This is a genomic window from Flavobacterium sp. LHD-85 (assembly GCF_030929595.1).
Classification (GTDB): Bacteria; Bacteroidota; Bacteroidia; order Flavobacteriales; family Flavobacteriaceae; genus Flavobacterium.
Genome location: NZ_JAVFVR010000001.1, coordinates 587,327 through 607,672, shown reverse-complemented (window position 1 = coordinate 607,672; position 20,346 = coordinate 587,327). Strand labels below are relative to the sequence as shown.

General features: G+C 34.9%; 10 protein-coding genes. 3 read left to right on the top strand and 7 right to left on the bottom strand.

The features are described 5' to 3' along the window. Positions 1 to 151: 151 nt before the first annotated feature. The 6 genes from RB618_RS02630 to porU form a co-directional block, all read right to left on the bottom strand. A complete protein-coding gene (locus tag RB618_RS02630; protein ID WP_308067353.1) occupies positions 152 to 1,999 on the bottom strand; it encodes a leukotriene A4 hydrolase C-terminal domain-containing protein in 1,848 nt (615 codons plus the stop codon). A gap of 91 nt (positions 2,000 to 2,090) precedes the next feature. Next, the gene (locus tag RB618_RS02625; RefSeq protein ID WP_308067352.1) at positions 2,091 to 3,731 is read right to left on the bottom strand and encodes a 2-oxo acid dehydrogenase subunit E2; all 1,641 of its coding nucleotides are present in this window, start codon (positions 3,729 to 3,731) and stop codon (positions 2,091 to 2,093) included. A 4-nt stretch (positions 3,732 to 3,735) separates the two neighbouring features. Continuing rightward, complete coding sequence (gene pdhA / locus RB618_RS02620) at positions 3,736 to 4,734, bottom strand: pyruvate dehydrogenase (acetyl-transferring) E1 component subunit alpha (RefSeq protein ID WP_026728681.1); 999 nt, start codon at positions 4,732 to 4,734, stop codon at positions 3,736 to 3,738. A gap of 159 nt (positions 4,735 to 4,893) precedes the next feature. Then, positions 4,894 to 5,376: a cytidine deaminase gene (cdd, locus tag RB618_RS02615; protein ID WP_308067351.1), complete on the bottom strand. Its 483-nt coding sequence runs from the start codon at positions 5,374 to 5,376 to the stop codon at positions 4,894 to 4,896. A gap of 79 nt (positions 5,377 to 5,455) precedes the next feature. Beyond that, positions 5,456 to 6,661 carry a type IX secretion system outer membrane channel protein PorV gene (porV, locus tag RB618_RS02610; protein WP_308067350.1) on the bottom strand — a complete coding sequence of 402 codons (1,206 nt, stop codon included), beginning with the start codon at positions 6,659 to 6,661 and terminating at the stop codon, positions 5,456 to 5,458. A 40-nt stretch (positions 6,662 to 6,701) separates the two neighbouring features. After that, the gene (porU, locus tag RB618_RS02605; RefSeq protein ID WP_308067349.1) at positions 6,702 to 10,538 is read right to left on the bottom strand and encodes a type IX secretion system sortase PorU; all 3,837 of its coding nucleotides are present in this window, start codon (positions 10,536 to 10,538) and stop codon (positions 6,702 to 6,704) included. A gap of 212 nt (positions 10,539 to 10,750) precedes the next feature. Between porU and gldJ the strand changes: the two genes are divergently transcribed. Further along, positions 10,751 to 12,436 carry a gliding motility lipoprotein GldJ gene (gene gldJ / locus RB618_RS02600; protein ID WP_308067348.1) on the top strand — a complete coding sequence of 562 codons (1,686 nt, stop codon included), beginning with the start codon at positions 10,751 to 10,753 and terminating at the stop codon, positions 12,434 to 12,436. 117 nt (positions 12,437 to 12,553) lie between these two features. After that, positions 12,554 to 13,837 carry a UDP-N-acetylmuramoyl-tripeptide--D-alanyl-D-alanine ligase gene (murF, locus tag RB618_RS02595; protein WP_308067347.1) on the top strand — a complete coding sequence of 428 codons (1,284 nt, stop codon included), beginning with the start codon at positions 12,554 to 12,556 and terminating at the stop codon, positions 13,835 to 13,837. 38 nt (positions 13,838 to 13,875) lie between these two features. Here the strand turns inward: murF and RB618_RS02590 are convergent, their stop codons facing one another. After that, positions 13,876 to 16,755 carry a triple tyrosine motif-containing protein gene (locus tag RB618_RS02590; RefSeq protein WP_308067346.1) on the bottom strand — a complete coding sequence of 960 codons (2,880 nt, stop codon included), beginning with the start codon at positions 16,753 to 16,755 and terminating at the stop codon, positions 13,876 to 13,878. A 345-nt stretch (positions 16,756 to 17,100) separates the two neighbouring features. On the opposite strand from RB618_RS02590, the gene RB618_RS02585 reads away from it, so the two are divergent. Further along, positions 17,101 to 20,331 (top strand): TonB-dependent receptor, encoded by a 3,231-nt coding sequence (locus RB618_RS02585; RefSeq protein WP_308067345.1) that lies wholly within the window; start codon positions 17,101 to 17,103, stop codon positions 20,329 to 20,331. Positions 20,332 to 20,346 lie beyond the last annotated feature (15 nt).

The following is a 20,346-nucleotide window of genomic DNA, read 5'->3' as shown; positions in this document are numbered from 1 at the left end:
AAAATGCGATCGTTTCCGTTGTCCCGTCAGGGACTGCGCATTACAACAAATTCATTTAGTCCCTGACGGGACAAATGATTTTAATGCGTTATATCTTTTCTACCGATTTATAATCCCTTCGGGATATTATTGGAACGATTTTGACGTTTTTTTATTTCAAAATGCTTGCAGCATCCTGAATAGTAGTCGCATGATAACCAGATTTTGCTTTATCAAAGACTTTTTTAGCCCAAACTTTTCCTTCTGGAGTTTTAACCATTTCTTTATAAAGCATCATGATAGAGCCAGTTCTGCTGCTTCCGATTAAAAACTGTTCAATTGCAGGATCAGCAGCTTTGTATTGATGGCGAATTGCCTGCACAAACCATTGACGTTTAATAATGAAATTACCGCCTTTTGTAAAGTTGAATTCTTTATCAATTGCTTCCATTTCCTTTGCAGTAATATCAGCAGGAAGATGGTCTATAAAATGCTGTTTTTCGGCAGTTGTTGTGATTTTTTTGCTTAAACCTGCAACGCCAGTTTCTCTCCAGCTTTTTTGGATAGCATCGATGGCGTCAAACTCTGCTGAGCTAACTGGAAGAATGTTTGATGGAATTCCAGGTTTGTAAATCCAATTATCTAATTGGATTTTCTCTGCTAAAGCTTTGTCTCCTTTAATAAGATTTTCGTTTAGATACTTTATGAAATCTTCAGTGGTGATCGATTGGAAAGCATGAGAATCGAAATAATTTTTAATAAACGGATCAAATTTATCGCGTCCAACAGCATTTTCAATAACTCTTAAAAATGAATACCCTTTTACATAAGGAATCATGCTGATTCCGTCATCAGGATTTCTTCCTGTCAAACTAACTTTTAATCTTGTATCTGGATTTGTATCACCGTATTCTGTAACATTATCAACCAATTCTTTGTTGGTGATAACATTCTGCATGTCAAATTCTTTTTTGCCAAAAATAGCTTCTCCAATTCTGTGTTCAACATAAGTGGTAAATCCTTCGTTTAGCCAAATGTCATCCCAAGTTGCGTTTGTAACTAAGTTTCCGCTCCAGCTGTGTCCTAATTCGTGTGCTAGCAAACTCGTAAGCGAACGATCTCCAGCAATTACTCCCGGAGTTAAGAAAGTCAGGTTTGGATTTTCCATTCCTCCATAAGGGAAGCTTGGAGGTAGAACCAAAACATCATAACGTCCCCATCTATATGGTCCGTATAGTTTTTCAGCTGCATTTACCATTTTGCCAAGTTCAGCAAATTCATAAGCGGCGCTTTTTAAAACAGATGGTTCTGCATAAACTCCAGTTCTGTTGTCAATTGCTTGGAATTCGATATCTCCAACCGCAATTGCCATTAAGTAAGAAGGAATTGCTTTGTCTTGTTTGAAAGTATAAACCCCAGTATCATTTTTCTTCTGCGGATTTACAGCGCTCATAACCGCTAATAAATCTTTAGGAACAGTAACTTTTGCATTGTAAGTAAAACGAATTCCTGGAGAATCTTGACACGGAATCCATGTGCGTGACCAAACGCTTTCGCCTTGAGAGAAAACAAAAGGTTTCTTTTTGTCTGCAGTTTGTTCTGGTTTTAACCATTGCAAAGCTATAGCGTCTTTAGTAGTGTTGTAATAGATATTTACTTTGGTTGTATTTGGTTCGATTGTAATATGAAGCGGTTTTCCGTGAAATTCAGTGTCTGCTCCAAGTTCGAACTTTGTTTCTTTTTCGTCATCACCTAAAGTTACTTTTGTAATATTTAAAGTGTTTTCGTCAAATATAATTTCGTTTCCTTTACTAATGTTGTCAATTGTCCAAGATGCTTTTCCTGAAATTGTCTGTGTGTCAAAGTCAACTTTAATATCAAGGTCAAGGTGTTTTGCAACGGCAAGTTCTGGTTTGGAGTAACTGTGTTCATCTGTAACGGCGGCCGTTTTTTCTGTTTGCCCTTTTTTCTGGCAGGCAATTGCTGTCAGAAATAAAGTGACAAGAATTAGTTTCTTCATTTTGTGAGGTTTTGAATTTGAGGATGAAAATTAAACAAAAAATCCCGTTTTGAATAAACAAAACGGGATTTAATTATAAAATTAACAAAGATTACGCCAACATTGTAACTGGGCTTTCGATGTATTGTTTTAGTGTTTGTAAGAACTGAGCGCCAGTTGCACCGTCAATTGTTCTGTGGTCGCAAGCTAATGATAACATCATTGTGTTTCCAACTACGATTTGACCGTTTTTAACTACTGGTTTCTCAACAATTGCACCTACAGAAAGGATAGCAGAGTTTGGCTGATTGATAATTGAATTGAATTCAGTGATACCAAACATACCAAGGTTAGATACTGTAAAAGTACTTCCTTCCATTTCTTGTGGTCCAAGTTTTTTGTTTTTAGCTCTTCCAGCAAGATCTCTTACAGATCCACCAATTTGAGATAAACTCATCGCGTCAGTAAATTTCAATACAGGAACTACTAATCCGTCCTCAACAGCTACGGCAACACCAATATTTACGTGGTGGTTGATGATGATAGCGTCTTCTTTCCAAGTAGAGTTGATTTTTGGATGTTTTTTCAATGCTAAAGCACAAGCTTTGATTACCATATCGTTGAAAGATACTTTTGTATCTGGAACGCTATTGATAGCAGCTCTAGCTTGCATTGCTTCGTCCATGCTTACCTCGATCACTAAGTTGTAGTGAGGAGCAGTGAATAAAGATTCAGAAAGACGTTTTGCAATGATTTTACGCATTTGAGAGTTTTTGATCTCTTCTGTGTAAACTTCACCAGCAGGAACAAATACTTTTGGAGCAGCAGGAGCAGATGCTTCTTGTTTAGCAGCAGGAGCTGAAGCAGCTGTTTGAGCCTGAGCAGATGGAGTAAAGTTTTCGATATCGCTTTTTACGATTCTTCCGTTTTCTCCAGAACCTTTAACTTGAGATAATTGGATTCCTTTGTCAGAAGCAATTTTCTTAGCTAATGGAGAAGCTAAAATTCTTCCTCCGTTTGAAGTTTCAGCAACAGCTTCTGTAGCTTGTGCAGCAGCAGGTGCAGCTTTTGTTTCTTCAGCAGCAGGAGCAGTTGCAGTTGCAGCACCACCAGCAGTAAAGTTGTCGGCAACTCCAGAAATGTCAGTTCCTGCAGGTCCGATGATAGCTAATAAGCTGTCAACAGGAGCAGTGCTTCCTTCTTGAATTCCGATGTATAATAATGTTCCAGCATTGAAAGACTCAAACTCCATAGTAGCTTTGTCTGTTTCAATTTCAGCTAAAATATCTCCTTCAGCTACAGTATCGCCAACTTTTTTCAACCAAGTTGCTACAGTACCTTCAGTCATTGTATCACTCAAACGTGGCATAGTTACAACTATAACACCTTTTGGTAATTCAGCCGCTTTTGCAGGAGCAGCAGTTTCAGTTTTTGCTTCAGCAGCTGGAGCGTCCGCTTTTGGAGCTTCGGCAGCAGGAGCGTCACCACCAGCTAAAAGAGCCGAAATATCTTCTCCTTCTTTACCAATGATTGCTAATAATGAATCAACAGGAGCAGTTTCTCCAGCTTGAATTCCGATATGTAAAAGAGTTCCTTCGTTAAAAGATTCGAACTCCATTGTTGCTTTGTCTGTTTCAATTTCAGCTAAGATATCACCTTCGCTTACTTTGTCGCCTACTTTTTTAAGCCAAGTTGCTACCGTTCCTTCAGTCATAGTATCGCTCAAACGAGGCATTGTTACTTTAATCGCCATGATATTATAATTTATGAGGTGTAAATGGATAGTCTTCTTGTGCGTATACTACATCGTATAATTGTTGTAAGTCTGGGTATGGAGATTCTTCAGCGAATTTCGCACACTCTTCAACCAAGTCTTTAACTCTTTGGTCAATTACTTCAATTTCTTCTTCAGTAGCATATTTTTGATCCAAGATTACGTCAAGAACTTGCGTAATTGGGTCGATTTTTTTGTACTCTTCAACCTCTTCTTTAGAACGGTATAATTGTGCATCAGACATAGAGTGTCCTCTGTAACGGTACGTTTTCATTTCAAGGAAAGTTGGTCCGTCTCCGCGACGCGCTCTTTCGATAGCTTCGTGCATTGCTTCGGCAACTTTTACAGGGTTCATTCCGTCAACAGGTCCGCAAGGCATTTCATAGCCTAAACCTAATTTCCAGATGTCAGTGTGGTTTGCAGTTCTTTCTACAGAAGTACCCATTGCATAACCGTTATTTTCAACGATAAATACAACTGGAAGTTTCCATAGCATAGCCATGTTGAAAGCTTCGTGAAGAGAACCTTGTCTAGCAGCTCCGTCACCAAAGTAAGTCATGGTAACACCGCCAGTATTAAAATATTTGTCTGCAAAAGCAATACCCGCCCCAACTGGGATTTGAGCACCTACAATTCCGTGTCCTCCATAAAAACCGTGTTCTTTAGAGAAAATGTGCATAGAACCTCCCATACCTTTAGAAGTTCCTGTTGCTTTTCCTAAAAGTTCAGCCATTACGTTTCTAGGATCAACTCCCATACCAATTGGTTGAACGTGATTTCTGTAAGCAGTAATCATTTTATCTTTGGTCAAATCCATAGCGTGCAATGCACCTGCTAATACAGCTTCTTGACCATTATATAAGTGTAGAAAACCTCTAACTTTTTGTTGGATGTATAACGCTGCAAGTTTGTCTTCAAACTTTCTCCAAAGTAGCATGTCTTCATACCACTTTAAATATACCTCTTTTGTAACTTCTTTCATCTGAATTCTTTCTTTTGCTAAAGTTGTTTGTGTTATCGATTATTGTGCCTGTAACGCAAAATAGTTTCCTCCCACAAATTTGCGCCCGAAAGGTCGGGATGCAAAAATAAGACATTACATTTAAGAACTAAAATTAAAACGATACTTTTTGGCTTTTTTTTACAAGAACTTTTTGTCGAACATCAAAGGGAGTAAATTTTTTAGGGATGACGATTTGTAAATCTCACCAATTTCTCCCATAAAATAGATTTCAATAGGGGTGTCTTGTTTTATCTCGTATTCTGCTATTGATTGTCGGCACGATCCGCAAGGAGGAATAGGAGCATTGGTTTGATTGGTATCTGAGGCTGCTGTAATCGCTATTTTTAGAATTTTTGCTTCCGGATAAGTACTCCCCGCATAAAAAATCGCAGTTCTCTCAGCACAAAGTCCAGATGGGTAAGCGGCATTTTCTTGATTAGACCCTAAAATAACTTTTCCGTTATCTAAAAGTAAAGCAGCGCCAACTTTAAACTTTGAATAAGGTGCGTATGCTTTTTTTCTGATTTCAACAGCTTGATTCATTAAATCCTGAATTTCAGCTGGGAGTTCATTTAAATTATCAAATATTGTAAATGAAGAGGTTATGTTGATTTCTTTCATCTGTTTATAAGGGAAAAAAAATCCAAATTCCTAAAATGCAGGAATTTGGATTGAATTGTTTTATTGTAATCTTTTCTTTTTAGTAATTGTCGTATTTGTCTCCAAAGTTAAACGTTAAAGAGAAACGAAGTGTGTTTTCTAAAGGATTTTTTATTTTAGATGCTGAGAATAAGTACGAAACATCAATTTTCATAATGTTGTATTTAAATCCTGCTCCTAAAGAGAAAAATTGTTTAGCACCTTTCTCTGGGCTTTCGTGGTAATATCCTAAACGGAAAGCAAAAGCATCTTGATACATATATTCTCCAGCGATACTATAGGTCACCTCTTTCATTTCTTCTTTAAACCCACCTGGAGCATCTCCAAAAGATTTAAACATTCCTTCGAACCATCCAATATCGTTATAATTTCTGTAACCGATATCTGTTGCTTCTTGCTGTGAAATATCTTCAGGATCGTCAAAGTCTCCGTCGCCATTTACGTCTACAGGTGTTCCGATGCCTGGAGGAGTTGGAACTAAAAGTTTAGTAAGTTCAGCACTTAAAGTAAGTTTGTTATAATCGTCAAAAATAAAATCAAATCCTCCCCCTAATCTTAAATTAGCAGGTAAGAAATTTGAACTTACATTGTCATTATCATAACTGATTTTTGGTCCCATGTTTTGGAAGTTAACACCGGCTCTCCATCTACCATTGAAATCTTGATAAGCAATTTCTTCAGATTGGTAAAAAGCTGCGACATCAACAGCAAAAGATCTTGCAGATGTAGCATCAACTTCTTCTGAAGCAACTTTTAAGTTTGAACTAATGAAACGTCCGGCAACAGCCATCGAGAATTTCTCGCTTAATTTTAATGAATAAGATCCGTCTAAGGCAAATTCGTTTGGATTTACTTCTCTTACGGCTTCATTTGGGTCTCCAGTGTATCTCAATTCAATTCCTCCAAAACCAAAATAGCGAAAACTTCCTGCAAAAGCACTTTTTTCGTTGATTTTGTTGTAATACGTAATCTGACCTAATGAGATATCATTGGCAAGATCTGTTAAATAAGGGGTGTAACTGATAGAAAGCCCTTGTGCATCTTCAGAAAATGCATACTTAGCAGGGTTCCATTGTTGAGAGAAAACGTCTGCAGAAGTGGCCACCCCTTGATCTGCTAAACCGGCTGCTCTAGCATCAGCAGCGACTAATAAAAAAGGTACTCCAGTAACAATAGGCCTTGATTCCTGGGCCTTTGAGCTGTAAATGCTAAAAATACAAATTAGTAAGAGTGATAGTTTTTTCATTTATGAGATTAGTGTTTTGGTAGTGCAAATATATATAATATTATAGGATGACAAGCTTTTCGTATTTTTCTGCTTTTTTATTTGTTAAATTCGATTTTACAGTCAGTTTGTAAATATACACTCCTTTTCCGATTCTATCGCCAAAATCATCTCTTCCGTCCCATGTTATTTCTCTTGATAAAAATCCTTCTGTTGTAACGGTTTGATTTTTTGTCCAGACTACTTTTCCTGTAATAGTCATTACCTGCACCTGCACGTCTAATGGCTCATAAGGTCTGTTATGAGAAAACCAAAATTGTGTATAGGTTGAAAATGGATTTGGGTAGTTAAGAACGTGTGATAATGTTAAGGAATCATCTCCAACAACTGTAAATTGAATTTCACTCGTAACGGGATTATTGTAGACATCCCAAGCGGTAAAACTTATGGTATGCATTCCTGGAGCTAAATTTCGAAAAGGGAAACGTAGATTTCCGTTGGTGTAATCGTCTAATTTTGTCTGATAATAATCATTTAAAATATAAGGATTGCTTACGTCTCCATCTAAAATAGCAACAATATCATGTCCGATTCCGCTTGCTGTATTAATTCCGTTTTCGTCTTCTAAAAAAGCCAAAAGAAATGGCGATTCATTTGTTATTCCTCCCGATACAAAAGTTTCATCGTTCATATATAACTTCACTTTTGGACTAATATTGTCCTGAGGTGCATTTTCGTTTATTCCTCCAATTTTAATGCTGTTATTATAACCGGTTTGGTTTTCTAATGACTCATTTTTTTTAGCATAAAAGCTGATCCTGCCGTTGTCAACAGGAATTCTAATATCCCTAGGAACCACAAAACTAAATTCAAATTGCCCATTGGTTACAGATGCATTTCCTCTAAAAATCGTTTCTCCGAGAGTTTTAAACTGCATTGGAGGGCTAAAACCGTCATTGTTTAAGGTTGTATTTGTGATTAATTTGTCAAATATAGCTGTTGCCAATTCTCCGTTATAATTGCTCAAAAGGGTATTGTTTTCGTCTGTGATTTCTCCTGAAATTTTTATTTTTGATAAGGATTTTAAATCAGGAATTGCTTGCGAAATCACAATATCGTTTACTTTCGTTAAATTAATTCGCGGTTTAGGAATAGCTAATGTTAAAGCAGGGTCTCCTATGTAAAAGACAACGTTGCTAGAAGAGCTTGGATTTTCATTTTTAGATATTCTTAAAGATTCTGCAATAGTATTGTATTGATTTGAGCCATACGAAAGAAGGTTTTTGCTCAGTGTTTTGTTAAAATCCTCGGCATTCGTTTGTCCGATTTCGCGAATTGTTGTCAGCATTGAAATAGCGCCTCCTTTCGGATTCCAGAAAACATATTCTCCAGCTGTAGGTCTTGTAGGGTCATCAAAACGAGAAAATTCACATGTGATTGTGATGAATAATGGATATTTGTATTGATTGGTAAGGTTTTGTCCATCCGATTTTTCCCAAATTCTTTCGCTCGCTAGTCCATCTTCGCCACCATGTCCTAAATAATTAAATATAAGGGCACCTTTTTCAAAAGCATTAAAAAAATCAGTTCTTGCTTTAGGATATCGCGACCCACCTGCGGAGGCTTCTTGTGTGTAAGCGTCTAAAAATATTTTATCAATATTGAAAAAAGGCTTTTCGGTTGAGATTTGATCAGCAAGCGCATTTTGGTTTGCTTGTAAGGTCTGATCGCCAGGTTTGTCAGAGTCATCACTGATTAAAACAACATTGTTTCTCCAGTTTCCATGCGATTTAATATCATAATATTCCAAGACTTTGTTGACCATTTCCTGTGCTTGGGCATTGTCTGAAACCAGCATTCTTCCTACGGCTATATCGATTCCCCCAAGAGAAGGAATTATTACCCCTTCATTAGAATCCATTAATCCATAAAAATCGTCAGAAGCAAATGAAGCTTCGCCAACAGTATTGCTTATTAAGGATTGATATATAGGTACAATATTAGTATTGTTAGAAATACGGTCTTTATAGTCAAATGAAGCATCCCCGAATAAGTTAACATAACGTATTCTTTTGTCTGGCGAAGATGCATTGCTGTAAATATATCTGATGCAATTTCTAATAGCCGCAATATCTTGTTTGCCAGAAGAGAATTCTTGATAGATGTTTTCTAATGAAATCACTTTTACATTTAAATTGGAATTGGTTCTATGGAAACTGGCTAATTTTTCGGCTTGCGAGGCTAAAGATTTAGGGGTTATAATTGCATAATCGATATCTTGGAAAGTGTTTTGGTTGTTTCTGAAAATGGATCCTTTTAAATTCTGATTTGCAATTTTTGACTGATTTTCTTTTAGCGGAACATAATAATCGGATGGATCTATTGCGACGTATTTTCTAACTTCTCCTAAATTGGCTTTAAAACTAAAAGAAGTCTGATTGGCATTTTCTGCTTTAGATACATTATATAGGTCAGAAACATCCCATATTTGAGATACTCCAGATGCGTTTCCGATTGTATAATTAACAATTCCTGCCGAAGATCCTGCAGCATTGTATTGAAAATGAAATTGCTTGCCTGTTCCTAAAAGTTTTCTTTTTGCTGTTAAATTGATGTAATCTAAGTAGCCTTTTGATCCTGGAACACCATTATTATTATAGATAAGTTTTACTTTGATGTTATCTGCTCCTGTAAATTGGGCATTTGATGGTAATTTTCCGGTAGTATATTTAGTGTCAGAGTCTGCAATTAAAGAAGGGAAGCTTATGGAGCCCGCGCTTTGTCCGTTTGCTGATATTGCAAAAGAAGTAGTGGTTAAAGATGCAGATGCGGCACTTACTTCTATTTTAACTGGTATGGAAGTGTCTAGGTTTGGAAAACTAAATGAGAACTCCTGCTCCTGATTGATGTCGAATGATTCTCCTAGCCATTGACGACCAAGATGCACAATGTTGGTTTGGTCGATTTCGTGATACTGATAGTCATCAAACGTGTTTAGCTCTAAAGAACTATTTCCTGCCGGTTGATTTAGATTTTGAATTCTCTTTCCATCGCCTCCAGAAGCTGTAATATAATAATAAGACTTAGTGTCGTATAGATTTAAGTTGGTTTGGCTTTCAGAATTCCAATTATCAGTTCCTTCGGCATAAAAAAGAATATAGTCTTCGTTGTTAAAGACACCGTCGTTTTCGCCTAAAATTTGTATCGCATTTTCAGTTAAATCATCTGGATAATAAGCGCTGTTGGCAAGAGGGAGCATTCTTCCGCCATTTCCGTAAATTTTTATTCTTCTTGGGTCAGCTTTAGAAGCGTCAAATCCTAAACTTTGCAAAAAAGATTTATCGATTCTATAAACGCCCGATTTCTGAATGTAAAACCGATACCAGTCTCCAGTAGCTAAAACAGAGTTTGCTATTGCTGCCGATTTTTGAAATGAAGAAGTTGCTGTAGTTCTTGCGTTTGTATTGCTAATAAAGTAAGAAAAGGATTTTATGCGTTTGTAGCTATTTCCTTCCTTAATTATAGGAGACAAAGAAAGAAAAGAATATCGTACATCTCTTGCGTTTGTAACTATTACAGATTCATTTGGTTTCTCAGGGATGTTTTCAAGTGTTAAATCTCCTAAATCAGCTCTTGAAATCGATTCATAAACGACATTGCTAATTTGTGCCAAACTACCGTTTGAAATGTTAGATTGATTTAGATTTTGAAGCAATGTTATGCTTTTTTTTGTAATGTCGAAGCGAAAACTGCTTCCTGAGAAGTACGGAATTATGATTTTGTTTTCGCCATAATTTACCTCTTTTTTGTTTAGCCAATCGATTGTTATTGCCCCATTTGTCTGTGAAAACGAGAGGATTGGAATTAAAAAAATGTAAATGAGAAATGCTTGCTTCATCTGTTAAAAAGGCGAAATTTAATTAAAAAATAATTAGTAAGTAAAAATATAGTATTTCATGTTATAGTAATAATAAAAAGTATATTTTTGCGTTCGTAACTAAAGGTTATTTTCTGGTAAAAAACAGCTAAATAAAATTATTAGAACAGATGTTGCCAATTAAATGTTAATTATTATATTGCAGCACCTAAATTTATCACCTAAGAATGAGTATGAAAGTAAACAAAATTGTAGTCTTGCAGTTAATGATGTCAATGGTATTGATGTTGGGCACGGCTAGTTGTAGCAAAAAATCGAGTTCCACTCACGCTTCTAGAGCTACTGGCTGGGATGTAGATAGTCAGAATGGAACTGCTGCCAGAAATGCAGGTAAAAAACAACAGGCTGGTCCTGGTTTAGTTTTTGTTGAAGGAGGTACGTTTACTATGGGTAAAGTACAGGATGATGTTATGCACGATTGGAATAACACACCAACTCAACAACACGTTCAATCATTCTATATGGATGAAACCGAAGTTACGAACGGTATGTACTTAGAATACCTAGAGTGGTTAAAGAAAGTTTTCCCACCGACAGAAGAAAATTACAAAAATATTTACGAAGGAGCGTCTCCTGATACATTAGTTTGGAGAAATCGTTTAGGATACAACGAAACGATGACTAATAACTATTTGAGACACCCTTCTTATGCTAACTATCCTGTAGTTGGTGTTAACTGGATTCAAGCAGTTGAATTTAGCAAATGGAGAACAGACCGTGTAAACGAGGCTGTTTTAGAAAAAAACGGGTATCTTAAAAAAGGTGCTAAAACAAATGATGTAAGTGCTGAAAGTTTATTTAATACTGAAGCTTACGTTGCATCTCCATCTACAACTTATGGAGGAAATGAAGAATTAGTGTTAAAGAAAAACCCTAACGGAAGAAGACCGAAAGCTGGTAAAGACGGTGTAGTTCCTGAAGAGAAAAATGTTTATGCTCAACGTTCTTCTGGTGTTATTTTGCCAGAGTATAGACTTCCTACTGAAGCAGAATGGGAGTATGCAGCAGCTGCAGACGTTGGACAAAGAGAATACAACATCTATAAAGGACAAAAGAAATATCCTTGGTCTGGAGATTATACACGTTCTAACAAACGTAAAAACAAAGGTGACCAATTGGCTAACTTTAAACAAGGAAACGGTGATTACGGTGGAATTGCAGGTTGGTCAGATGACGGTGCTGATATTACAAATGCTGTGAAAAGTTATGCGCCAAACGATTTCGGTCTTTATGATATGGCTGGAAACGTTGCAGAATGGGTAGCTGACGTTTATAGACCAATTATTGATAATGAAGCAAATGATTTTAACTACTACAGAGGAAATCAATATGCTAAAAACAAAATTGGTAAAGACGGTAAACTTGAAATCGTTTCTACTTCTAACATTAAGTATGACACTTTAAGTAACGGTAAAGTTATTGCAAGAAACCTTCCTGGAGAAATTGCACAGGTTCCGGTTGACGAGCAAGAAACGTATTTGAGACAAAACTTTAGTACAAGTGACAACATCAACTACAGAGATGGTGATAAACAATCATCTAGATATTTTGATTTTGGTGACTCAGAGTCTGGATCTAAAGCAGATCAAGCTATGTACAACTCTCCTAAACATAATGTTACAACAGACAGTTTAGGAAAAATGATCAGAAAGTATGATAACTCTAGTAAACGTACAACTTTAATCGATGATAAAGTAAGAGTTTACAAAGGAGGTTCTTGGAGAGATAGAGCTTACTGGTTAGACCCAGCTCAAAGAAGATACTTCCCTCAAGATATGGCAACTGATTACATTGGTTTCAGATGTGCAATGTCTAGAGTAGGTTCAAAATCTGAAAGAAGAAAATCTCCTAGAAACTAAGATTTAGGAATTAAAATATAAAAAATTCCAAATTCCAATAACTGAATATTCAGTCTGGAATTTGGAATTTTTTTATTGTTTTTTTTCTACTTTTATGACATATTAAAAAATTTATAAATGAATATTCAAGACATTCATAACTTATTTTTGCAATGCAGTTCTCTGTCTATCGATACAAGAAAAATCGAAAAAAAATCGATGTTTTTTGCTATTAAAGGAGAAAAATTTGATGCTAATACGTTTGCCAAAGAAGCCTTAGAATTAGGAGCTTTATACGTTATTATTGATAATGAATCTTACTTTATTGACGATAGAACTATTTTGGTAGAGAACAGTTTGCAAACGCTTCAAGAATTGGCAAGATTTCATCGAAACTATTTAGCGCTTCCAATTGTTGCCTTAACAGGTAGTAACGGAAAAACCACGACAAAAGAATTAATCAACGTTGTGTTGTCCAAAAAGTTTAAAACAAAGGCGACTATTGGCAATTTAAATAATCATATTGGTGTGCCGTTGACATTGCTTTCTTTTACTAAAGAAACAGAAATTGGAATTGTTGAAATGGGAGCCAATCATCAAAAAGAAATCGAATTTTTGTGTCAAATTGCACAACCTGATTTTGGATATATAACCAATTTTGGAAAAGCCCATTTGGAAGGTTTCGGCGGAGTTGAAGGTGTTATTGCAGGTAAAAGTGAAATGTACCAGTATCTTGCATCAAAACAGAAAACGGTTTTCGTAAATCTGGAAGATCCAATTCAGATTGAGAAATCAAAAGGAATAAAATCATTTACTTTTGGAGTAAAAAAAGAAAATGCAGATTTAAATATTCAGACTATTACCGCAAATCCTTTTGTGGCTATTGAATACAATGATTTTACAATTGAATCTCATTTAATTGGACTTTACAACGCTAATAATATAAATGCAGCAACTGCAATCGGAAAATACTTTGATGTAAAAGAAAGCGATATAAAGAGCGCTATCGAGAATTATATTCCTGCAAACAACAGGTCTCAAATGATGCAAAAAGGTACAAATGAGATCATTTTAGATGCTTATAATGCTAATCCAAGCAGTATGGCGGTTGCAATTACCAACTTTTTGCAATTAGACAAGAAGAATAAAGTTATGATTCTTGGAGATATGTTCGAATTGGGAGATGAAAGTCTTCATGAACATAAAGTTATAATTGATTCTTTAGCAGACCAAAAAGAGGCTATTTGTTTTCTAATAGGGAAAGCTTTTTTTGCAGGTAAGATTTCAAATGAAAATATTCAGTTTTTTGAAGCATTTGATGCTTTTGCAGAATTTCTAAAGACTTTCAAGTTTGATTCTAATATGATATTAATAAAAGGTTCGCGTGGCATGGCCTTAGAGCGAACATTAGATTATATTTAAAAAAAGAAATCCATTCATTATTGAATGGATTTCTTTTTTTAAATACTCATTAAAAACCCGATCAGGTTTTCTTTTTTGTTTAGGCCTAATTTCTTCCTTAGACGATAGCGTGCCAGTTCGACACCTCCTGTCGAAATGTTCATAATTTCGGCTATTTCTTTGGTAGACATGTTCATTAACAAGTAAGTCGATAAATCTAATTCTCGAGGAGAAATAGTCGGATATTGTCCTTTTAATCGCTTTAAAAATTCGAAATGCACGTTCTTAATGTGTTTCTCTAAGTCTTTCCAGCTTTTATCGGTATTTACTTCTTTTACGATACTTTTATGCAATTTGCTAAACTCAGCTTTGGTGGTTTCGTCTAGAATTCCAGTGTCAATATCTTTTAGTTTATGAATAATTCCGTTTAGAACTTTATTCTTTTTCACTACTTGTAAAGAGTTGTTTACTAGTTCTTTGTCTTTTGCTAAGATTTTTATTTGGAGTTTGTCGTTTTTCAGCTTTTCAATTTCCTTTTCCAAATCGTGTTGTTCGTGTCTTATTTTTGACTCTTTTTCAAGATATAGTCTTCTTTGTTCAATAGTCTCATAATACCTATTCTTTCTAATTTTCAGTTTAATTCTAACTGAGATTAAATACGCGCCAAGTAAAATAAGAACCAGGTAGAATAAATAAGCTAAGAAATGTCTGTACCATGGAGGAGATACTGTAAATTCTACTTCGGTGATATTTGACTCTATACCGTAACTGTTTCGGGCTTTTAATTTCATTACATAATTGCCTTCTCTTAAGTTGGTATATTCTTTTATGGCTGTAGACGACCAGCCGCGCCAATTTTCTTCAAAAGGTTCTAATTTATAAGAATACATTACGTTTTCCTGATTCTCGTATGTTGGCGATGCAAAAGTAAATTTGACACGATTGTATTTGTATGGTATGCTGTAAGATTCCAGTTTATTCTCCAGATTACCAGTTAAAATAGTGTCACCAGGGTTTGTAAAGCTTTCTATAAAAGCTTTGGGCTTCGTCATAAAAGTGTTCGGAATAGTTGAATTGTAGTGCGCCAAACGATCTGTTAATCCAATAAAAATATTTTGTGAATCTATGGCATTCACCGAAATATAATTATTTACCAAATTTCCTGTCAAATTGGAGAATATGGCTTGTTTCTTGGCAAAAGTCCCATTTTTGTTTTTGACTAGTACGCCAAGTGATTCGTTAAATGCATACCATAAATTTCCGGCAGAATCTTCAATTAAGGTGTTGATAGTTGGAATTCCGTTGAATAAATTTGTGATTTTTTTATCTTCAAAAAATGTTTCCTGTTCTACGGAGTATCTGTAAAAATGATTTTTTACTTGGAAGTAGACTTTGCCATTTATGTTTTGAAGACTGTTTATTCCTTTATATTTTTCGGATATGTTGACGTGTTTTTTTATGAAATCAAATCTTTGCAAGTCCTCAGATAATTTTACCTGATATAAGAAAGGATTTTTCTTTAACCATAAATAATTTGCATCTATTTCTACAGAAAAATTATTGGTAGTTTCATCAAATCCTTTTACCTGATGTAAATAATCATATCCAGAAGCTGATCTTTTAAAGACAGAAAAGCCATTATAGCTTTCTCCTATTATATAATTTTCATGGTCTGGTATTTTTTTGAATCCAAAATATCCTTTGTTGTCGAGTATTTTTGAAACTCGGTTGTTTTCAATAATTAATGCTCCGCTGTTACTGGCGCATATTAATACATTATTTAAAACTTGAATATTCCAAACCTGTGAAATAGTTCCTTCTACTCTTGTAAAAGGGCTGTCTTTAAAAGAACCTCCCCAAGGATGGTAAAACAGTCCTTGGTTTGTGGCGACGTAAAGATTGCCATTGTGCATTGTAGAGGCATATACTGTACCTATGTTGTAGCTATAATCAAAAAAAGAGAAAGGCGAATTTTCATTTATAAAAGTGATACCATTATCAAGACCAAGCCAAATATTGCCTTTATTGTCTACAAATGAGGCTAGAATTGTATTGTTCTGAATGCCTTTTTGCCTATTTAAATGCTGGATTATTTTTCCGTTTAGATCGCAGATAATTGCCCCGTCTAATACAGAATTTAGTATTATAAATTTGTTCTTAATTAGGGATCCGCCTAACGAAGTATTTTTTTTGATAAATTCATTGGCTTCTGTTGCCCACGGTTTAATAATGCCATTTTCAGATACAAAAAGGCCTTTTTCTAAAGTAGCATATAATAATTTATTATTTGACAATGGAAAAAGCGACCATATTTCTTTGTCATTAAATACTGTGGTTCCCTTTATTGCAGTAAGTTTTCTGTTTTTATATTCGAGTACTCCCAATGTTTTGTCTTGGAAATATAAACGATTGTTGACTAGAAATGAAAATTGAAATTTGTGTGGGGCAGTGAGTGTGGTAACTTTCTCATTTTTAAGAAAAAAAACTTTACTGAAAGATTGGAATATAACTTCACCATTAAAAATATGTATTCTCCAGATCAAGTTGATGTTTTCTTTATCTATAGGGCTTAATAGATTGTAGAGAGAATGATATTTTAAAATTCCCTTTTCATCATTTTTAAAATATCCAAATTCGTTGTTTCCTCCAACAAATATTCTTCCTAAAGCATCAATTTTTAAGCTTCTAATCTCAGATTTGTTTGGTAAAGAGTATTTATGCCAGTTTGAACCATCAAATTGGATCAATCCGCTGTTGTTTGCAAAATAAATGTTTCCATTTTTGTCTTGATCAATACTCCAGTTTTGAGTTCCACCTTTATACTCTGATCTTTTATAATTTTTTATATCTGGAATTCCGATATTTTTTACTTGAGAGAAACTTTTTATTTGTAAGAAAAATAGTAAAAATATTACATAAGATCTAACTAAGAATTTCATAAAATTTTAAATATATTTTTATTATAAATGCTCTATTTTGATTTTAAACTGTTGATTTATCAATCAGAATCAATCAAGTTTTTTGAATTATTTTTAATTTATAACGCAATAGTCGTTGTTAAACTAATGTAATATACGTTTTTTTTAATTAACATTTTTGTAACATTTTTTTTTCAAAATTAAAATATTGTAAATTAATTATTTAAGTGATAAATGTTGTGTTTTTGTAGTGTGTTAAAATTTAATTTGAAGTGTTTTTGTAAAGAATATTAATCTAATACTTATTAAAATTTAACATTATAATTGCATCAAATTACTAATTAATTAACCAAAATTTTTAGAAAAATGAAATTAACAAAATTGTTTATTTTTTGTGTTTCGTCTTTACTGTTTTCTGTAGTCGCATTTGCTCAGGATGTGACGGTAAATGGAATCATTAATGACGAAAGTGGATTACCCGTCCCAGGTGCGACGGTTTTAGTAAAGGGGACCAATAAAGCAACTGCATCTGACTTTGATGGGAAATTTCAGATCAGCGCTCCCTCTAATGGAACTTTGACGATTAGTTTCGTTGGTTTTGAAACTGTGAATGAGACAATAGGCGGAAAAACAAAGCTCACAATTGTTCTAAAAGCAGTATCTCAAAGTTTAAATGAAGTTGTGGTTATCGGGTACGGTACACAAAAGAAAGCTTTGATTACTGGTGCTTCTACCAACTTAAAAGGAGAAACATTGCAGGAATTAAATACTGGTTCTGCAATGGAGGCTTTGCAAGGTATTGCACCGGGTATAAGCATTACAAGAAATAGTGGTACGCCGGGTGCAGGTACAAAAGTGGTCATCCGTGGTATTGGTACAATCGGAAATTCAAATCCTTTGTACATTGTAGATGGTGTCGCTGTAGGTGATATCGATTATTTGAGCCCTTCAGATATTGAATCTATTGATGTTCTTAAAGATGCGGCTTCTGCTGCAATCTATGGTTCTAGAGCGGCAAATGGAGTCGTTTTGGTAACTACAGTTAAAGGACGTAAAGGAAGGCCAGCTAGAATTTCTTATGACACTTATTTTGGAATTCAAAACATCTACAAAAATCTGGATCCTTTAAATGCTCAAGAGTATATGTATATCATGGATGAAGGGAGAGTTAATGATGGACTTGCGCCAAATGACTGGAAAACAATGCTAACTTCTAATGATTGGTTAGAGCGTAATTATCCAGGAGCTGGAACACAGCTTGGAGAAGAAATCTGGAATAAATTGCAAAACGGTTGGACTGGAACTAATTGGATAAATGAAATGTCTAAAAAGGATGCTCCTATAGTAAATCATTCGCTTAATATTACAGGTGGAACTGAAGATATTACATATTCATTTGGGGTTTCATATTTTGATCAAGACGGTATATTGGGTGGAAATATTGTAGATGCTGGATTTAAAAGATTAACGGCAAGGATGAATACGCAAATGGTTTTGAAAAAAAATGAAAGCCATAATATCATTACTATTGGAGAAAATTTGACGTATACCAATATTCAAAAAAGAGATGTCTCAAATGGAAATATTTATGGTAATGACTTGCATAATGCTCTAACTCAAAACCCGTTGCAGCCTGCTTATTGGCAGACAGCAATTGATAGAAATATTAATGAATATGGATTTACTCCTACATTAGACGGTTTAAATACAAATCAGACAAATCCTTTGGCGGTAATGTATTACAGAAGTAATTACAATTATCCAAAAGACCATAAAATCATTGGTAATGTATTTCTAGAAGTTGAGCCAATTTCGAATCTTAGATTTAAAACCGTATACGGAATCGATTCATGGTTTGGTTACAACAGAACAATGAACCCAACATACCATTTGGGAGTGCTTTACAATGATGCTGTTGATGGCGCAACACAATCTCAGTACTTTGGTGCAAACTCAACTTGGACGAATACTCTCGCATATCAAAAGCAAATTGGAAATCATAATATTAACGCTGTAATTGGTACAGAGTTATGGAAAAGAATTGTTGAAAATGATGTCTATGGTTCTAGAAATGGTTTATTGTTTCCAAATGATCCAAAATATGCTTATTTAAATAATACAAAAAGTCCTGGATCTATTGCAGATATTAATACGACAGGTTTTGATAAAGCAGCTGGTGGAGGCGCAATTATGTCATATTTTGCACGTGCACAGTATGACTATAAAGAAAAATATCTTCTTTCTGCTGTTATACGACGTGACGGATCTTCCAATTTTGCTGATGGGTATCAGTATGGAAATTTCCCGTCTGTGGCCGCTGGGTGGGTTATTAGTAAAGAAGATTTTATGGCAGGCACTTCAAAATACCTTGATTTCTTGAAATTACGTGCTAGCTGGGGACAAAACGGTAACCAATATACAGATTATGCTTTCTATTATACATCTAGCATTAAATATGCTTTTCCTGGTTACTTTTTTGGAGACACAAAGCCAGTTTCTGGCCAAACGGCCTATCCCGCGTCTGTGCCTAATCCGTCAGTTAGTTGGGAGACATCTGAACAGCTAGATTTAGGATTAGATGCAAGTCTTTTCAACTCAAGATTAGGGATAACATTTGACTGGTATAAAAAAACTACTAGAGACTGGCTGGTTAAAGCACAGTTGCCAGGAACTGCTGGTGCTGATGATCCTTACAAAAATGCAGGAGATATTGAAAATAAAGGTTTTGAAGTTTCTGTATCTTGGAAAGATAAAATAGGAGATTTTAAATATGGCGTAACCGTAAGCGGTGCTTTTAACAAAAATGAAATTACTAGAATTGACAATGGTAATGGTATAATTAATGGACCTGCTCACGTGTTGTCGCAAGGTACATCTGAAATTTCTAGAGCACAAGTAGGTTATCCAATTGGAGCTTTCTATGGTTTTAAAACTGCTGGAATTTTGCAGAACCAACAAGAAGTTAATGAATATGTAGGTCCAACAGGTCAGCCTTATTTTAATGATCAGCGTCCTGGAGATGTTCGTTTTGTTGACCAAAATAACGATGGTGTTATTGATGAAAAAGATAAAGTAATTCTTGGAGATCCAAATGCAAATTTCCAATTAGGAATCCAATTAAACTTTGAGTACAAAAATGTTTATCTGAATTCAACACTTGCAGGTAAATATGGAATGCAGGTAATGCAATCATACAGATCATTTGCTGATAGCCCAAAACAAAATTACACTTCAGATGTTTTTGATCGTTGGCACGGAGAAGGAACTTCAAACAAGATGCCTCGATTAAGTTCTGTATCAAATAGAAATACAAATTATATTTCTGATATCTACATGCAAGATGCTGATTATTTGAGAATTAATAATTTAACGGTAGGCTATAATTTTAATGAATTACTGAAAGATATTAAGTTTATCTCGAATCTTAAATTCTACGTTGCTGTAAATAACTTATACACATTTACAAATTATGACGGTATGGATCCAGAGGTTCGTTGGTCTGGAGACAATACAAATGCTCCATGGGCTTCGGGAGTAGATTTAGGTTTATATCCGCAATCTAGAACAGTAATGTTTGGATTAAGTGCAGATTTTTAATATTTAAAACATTGA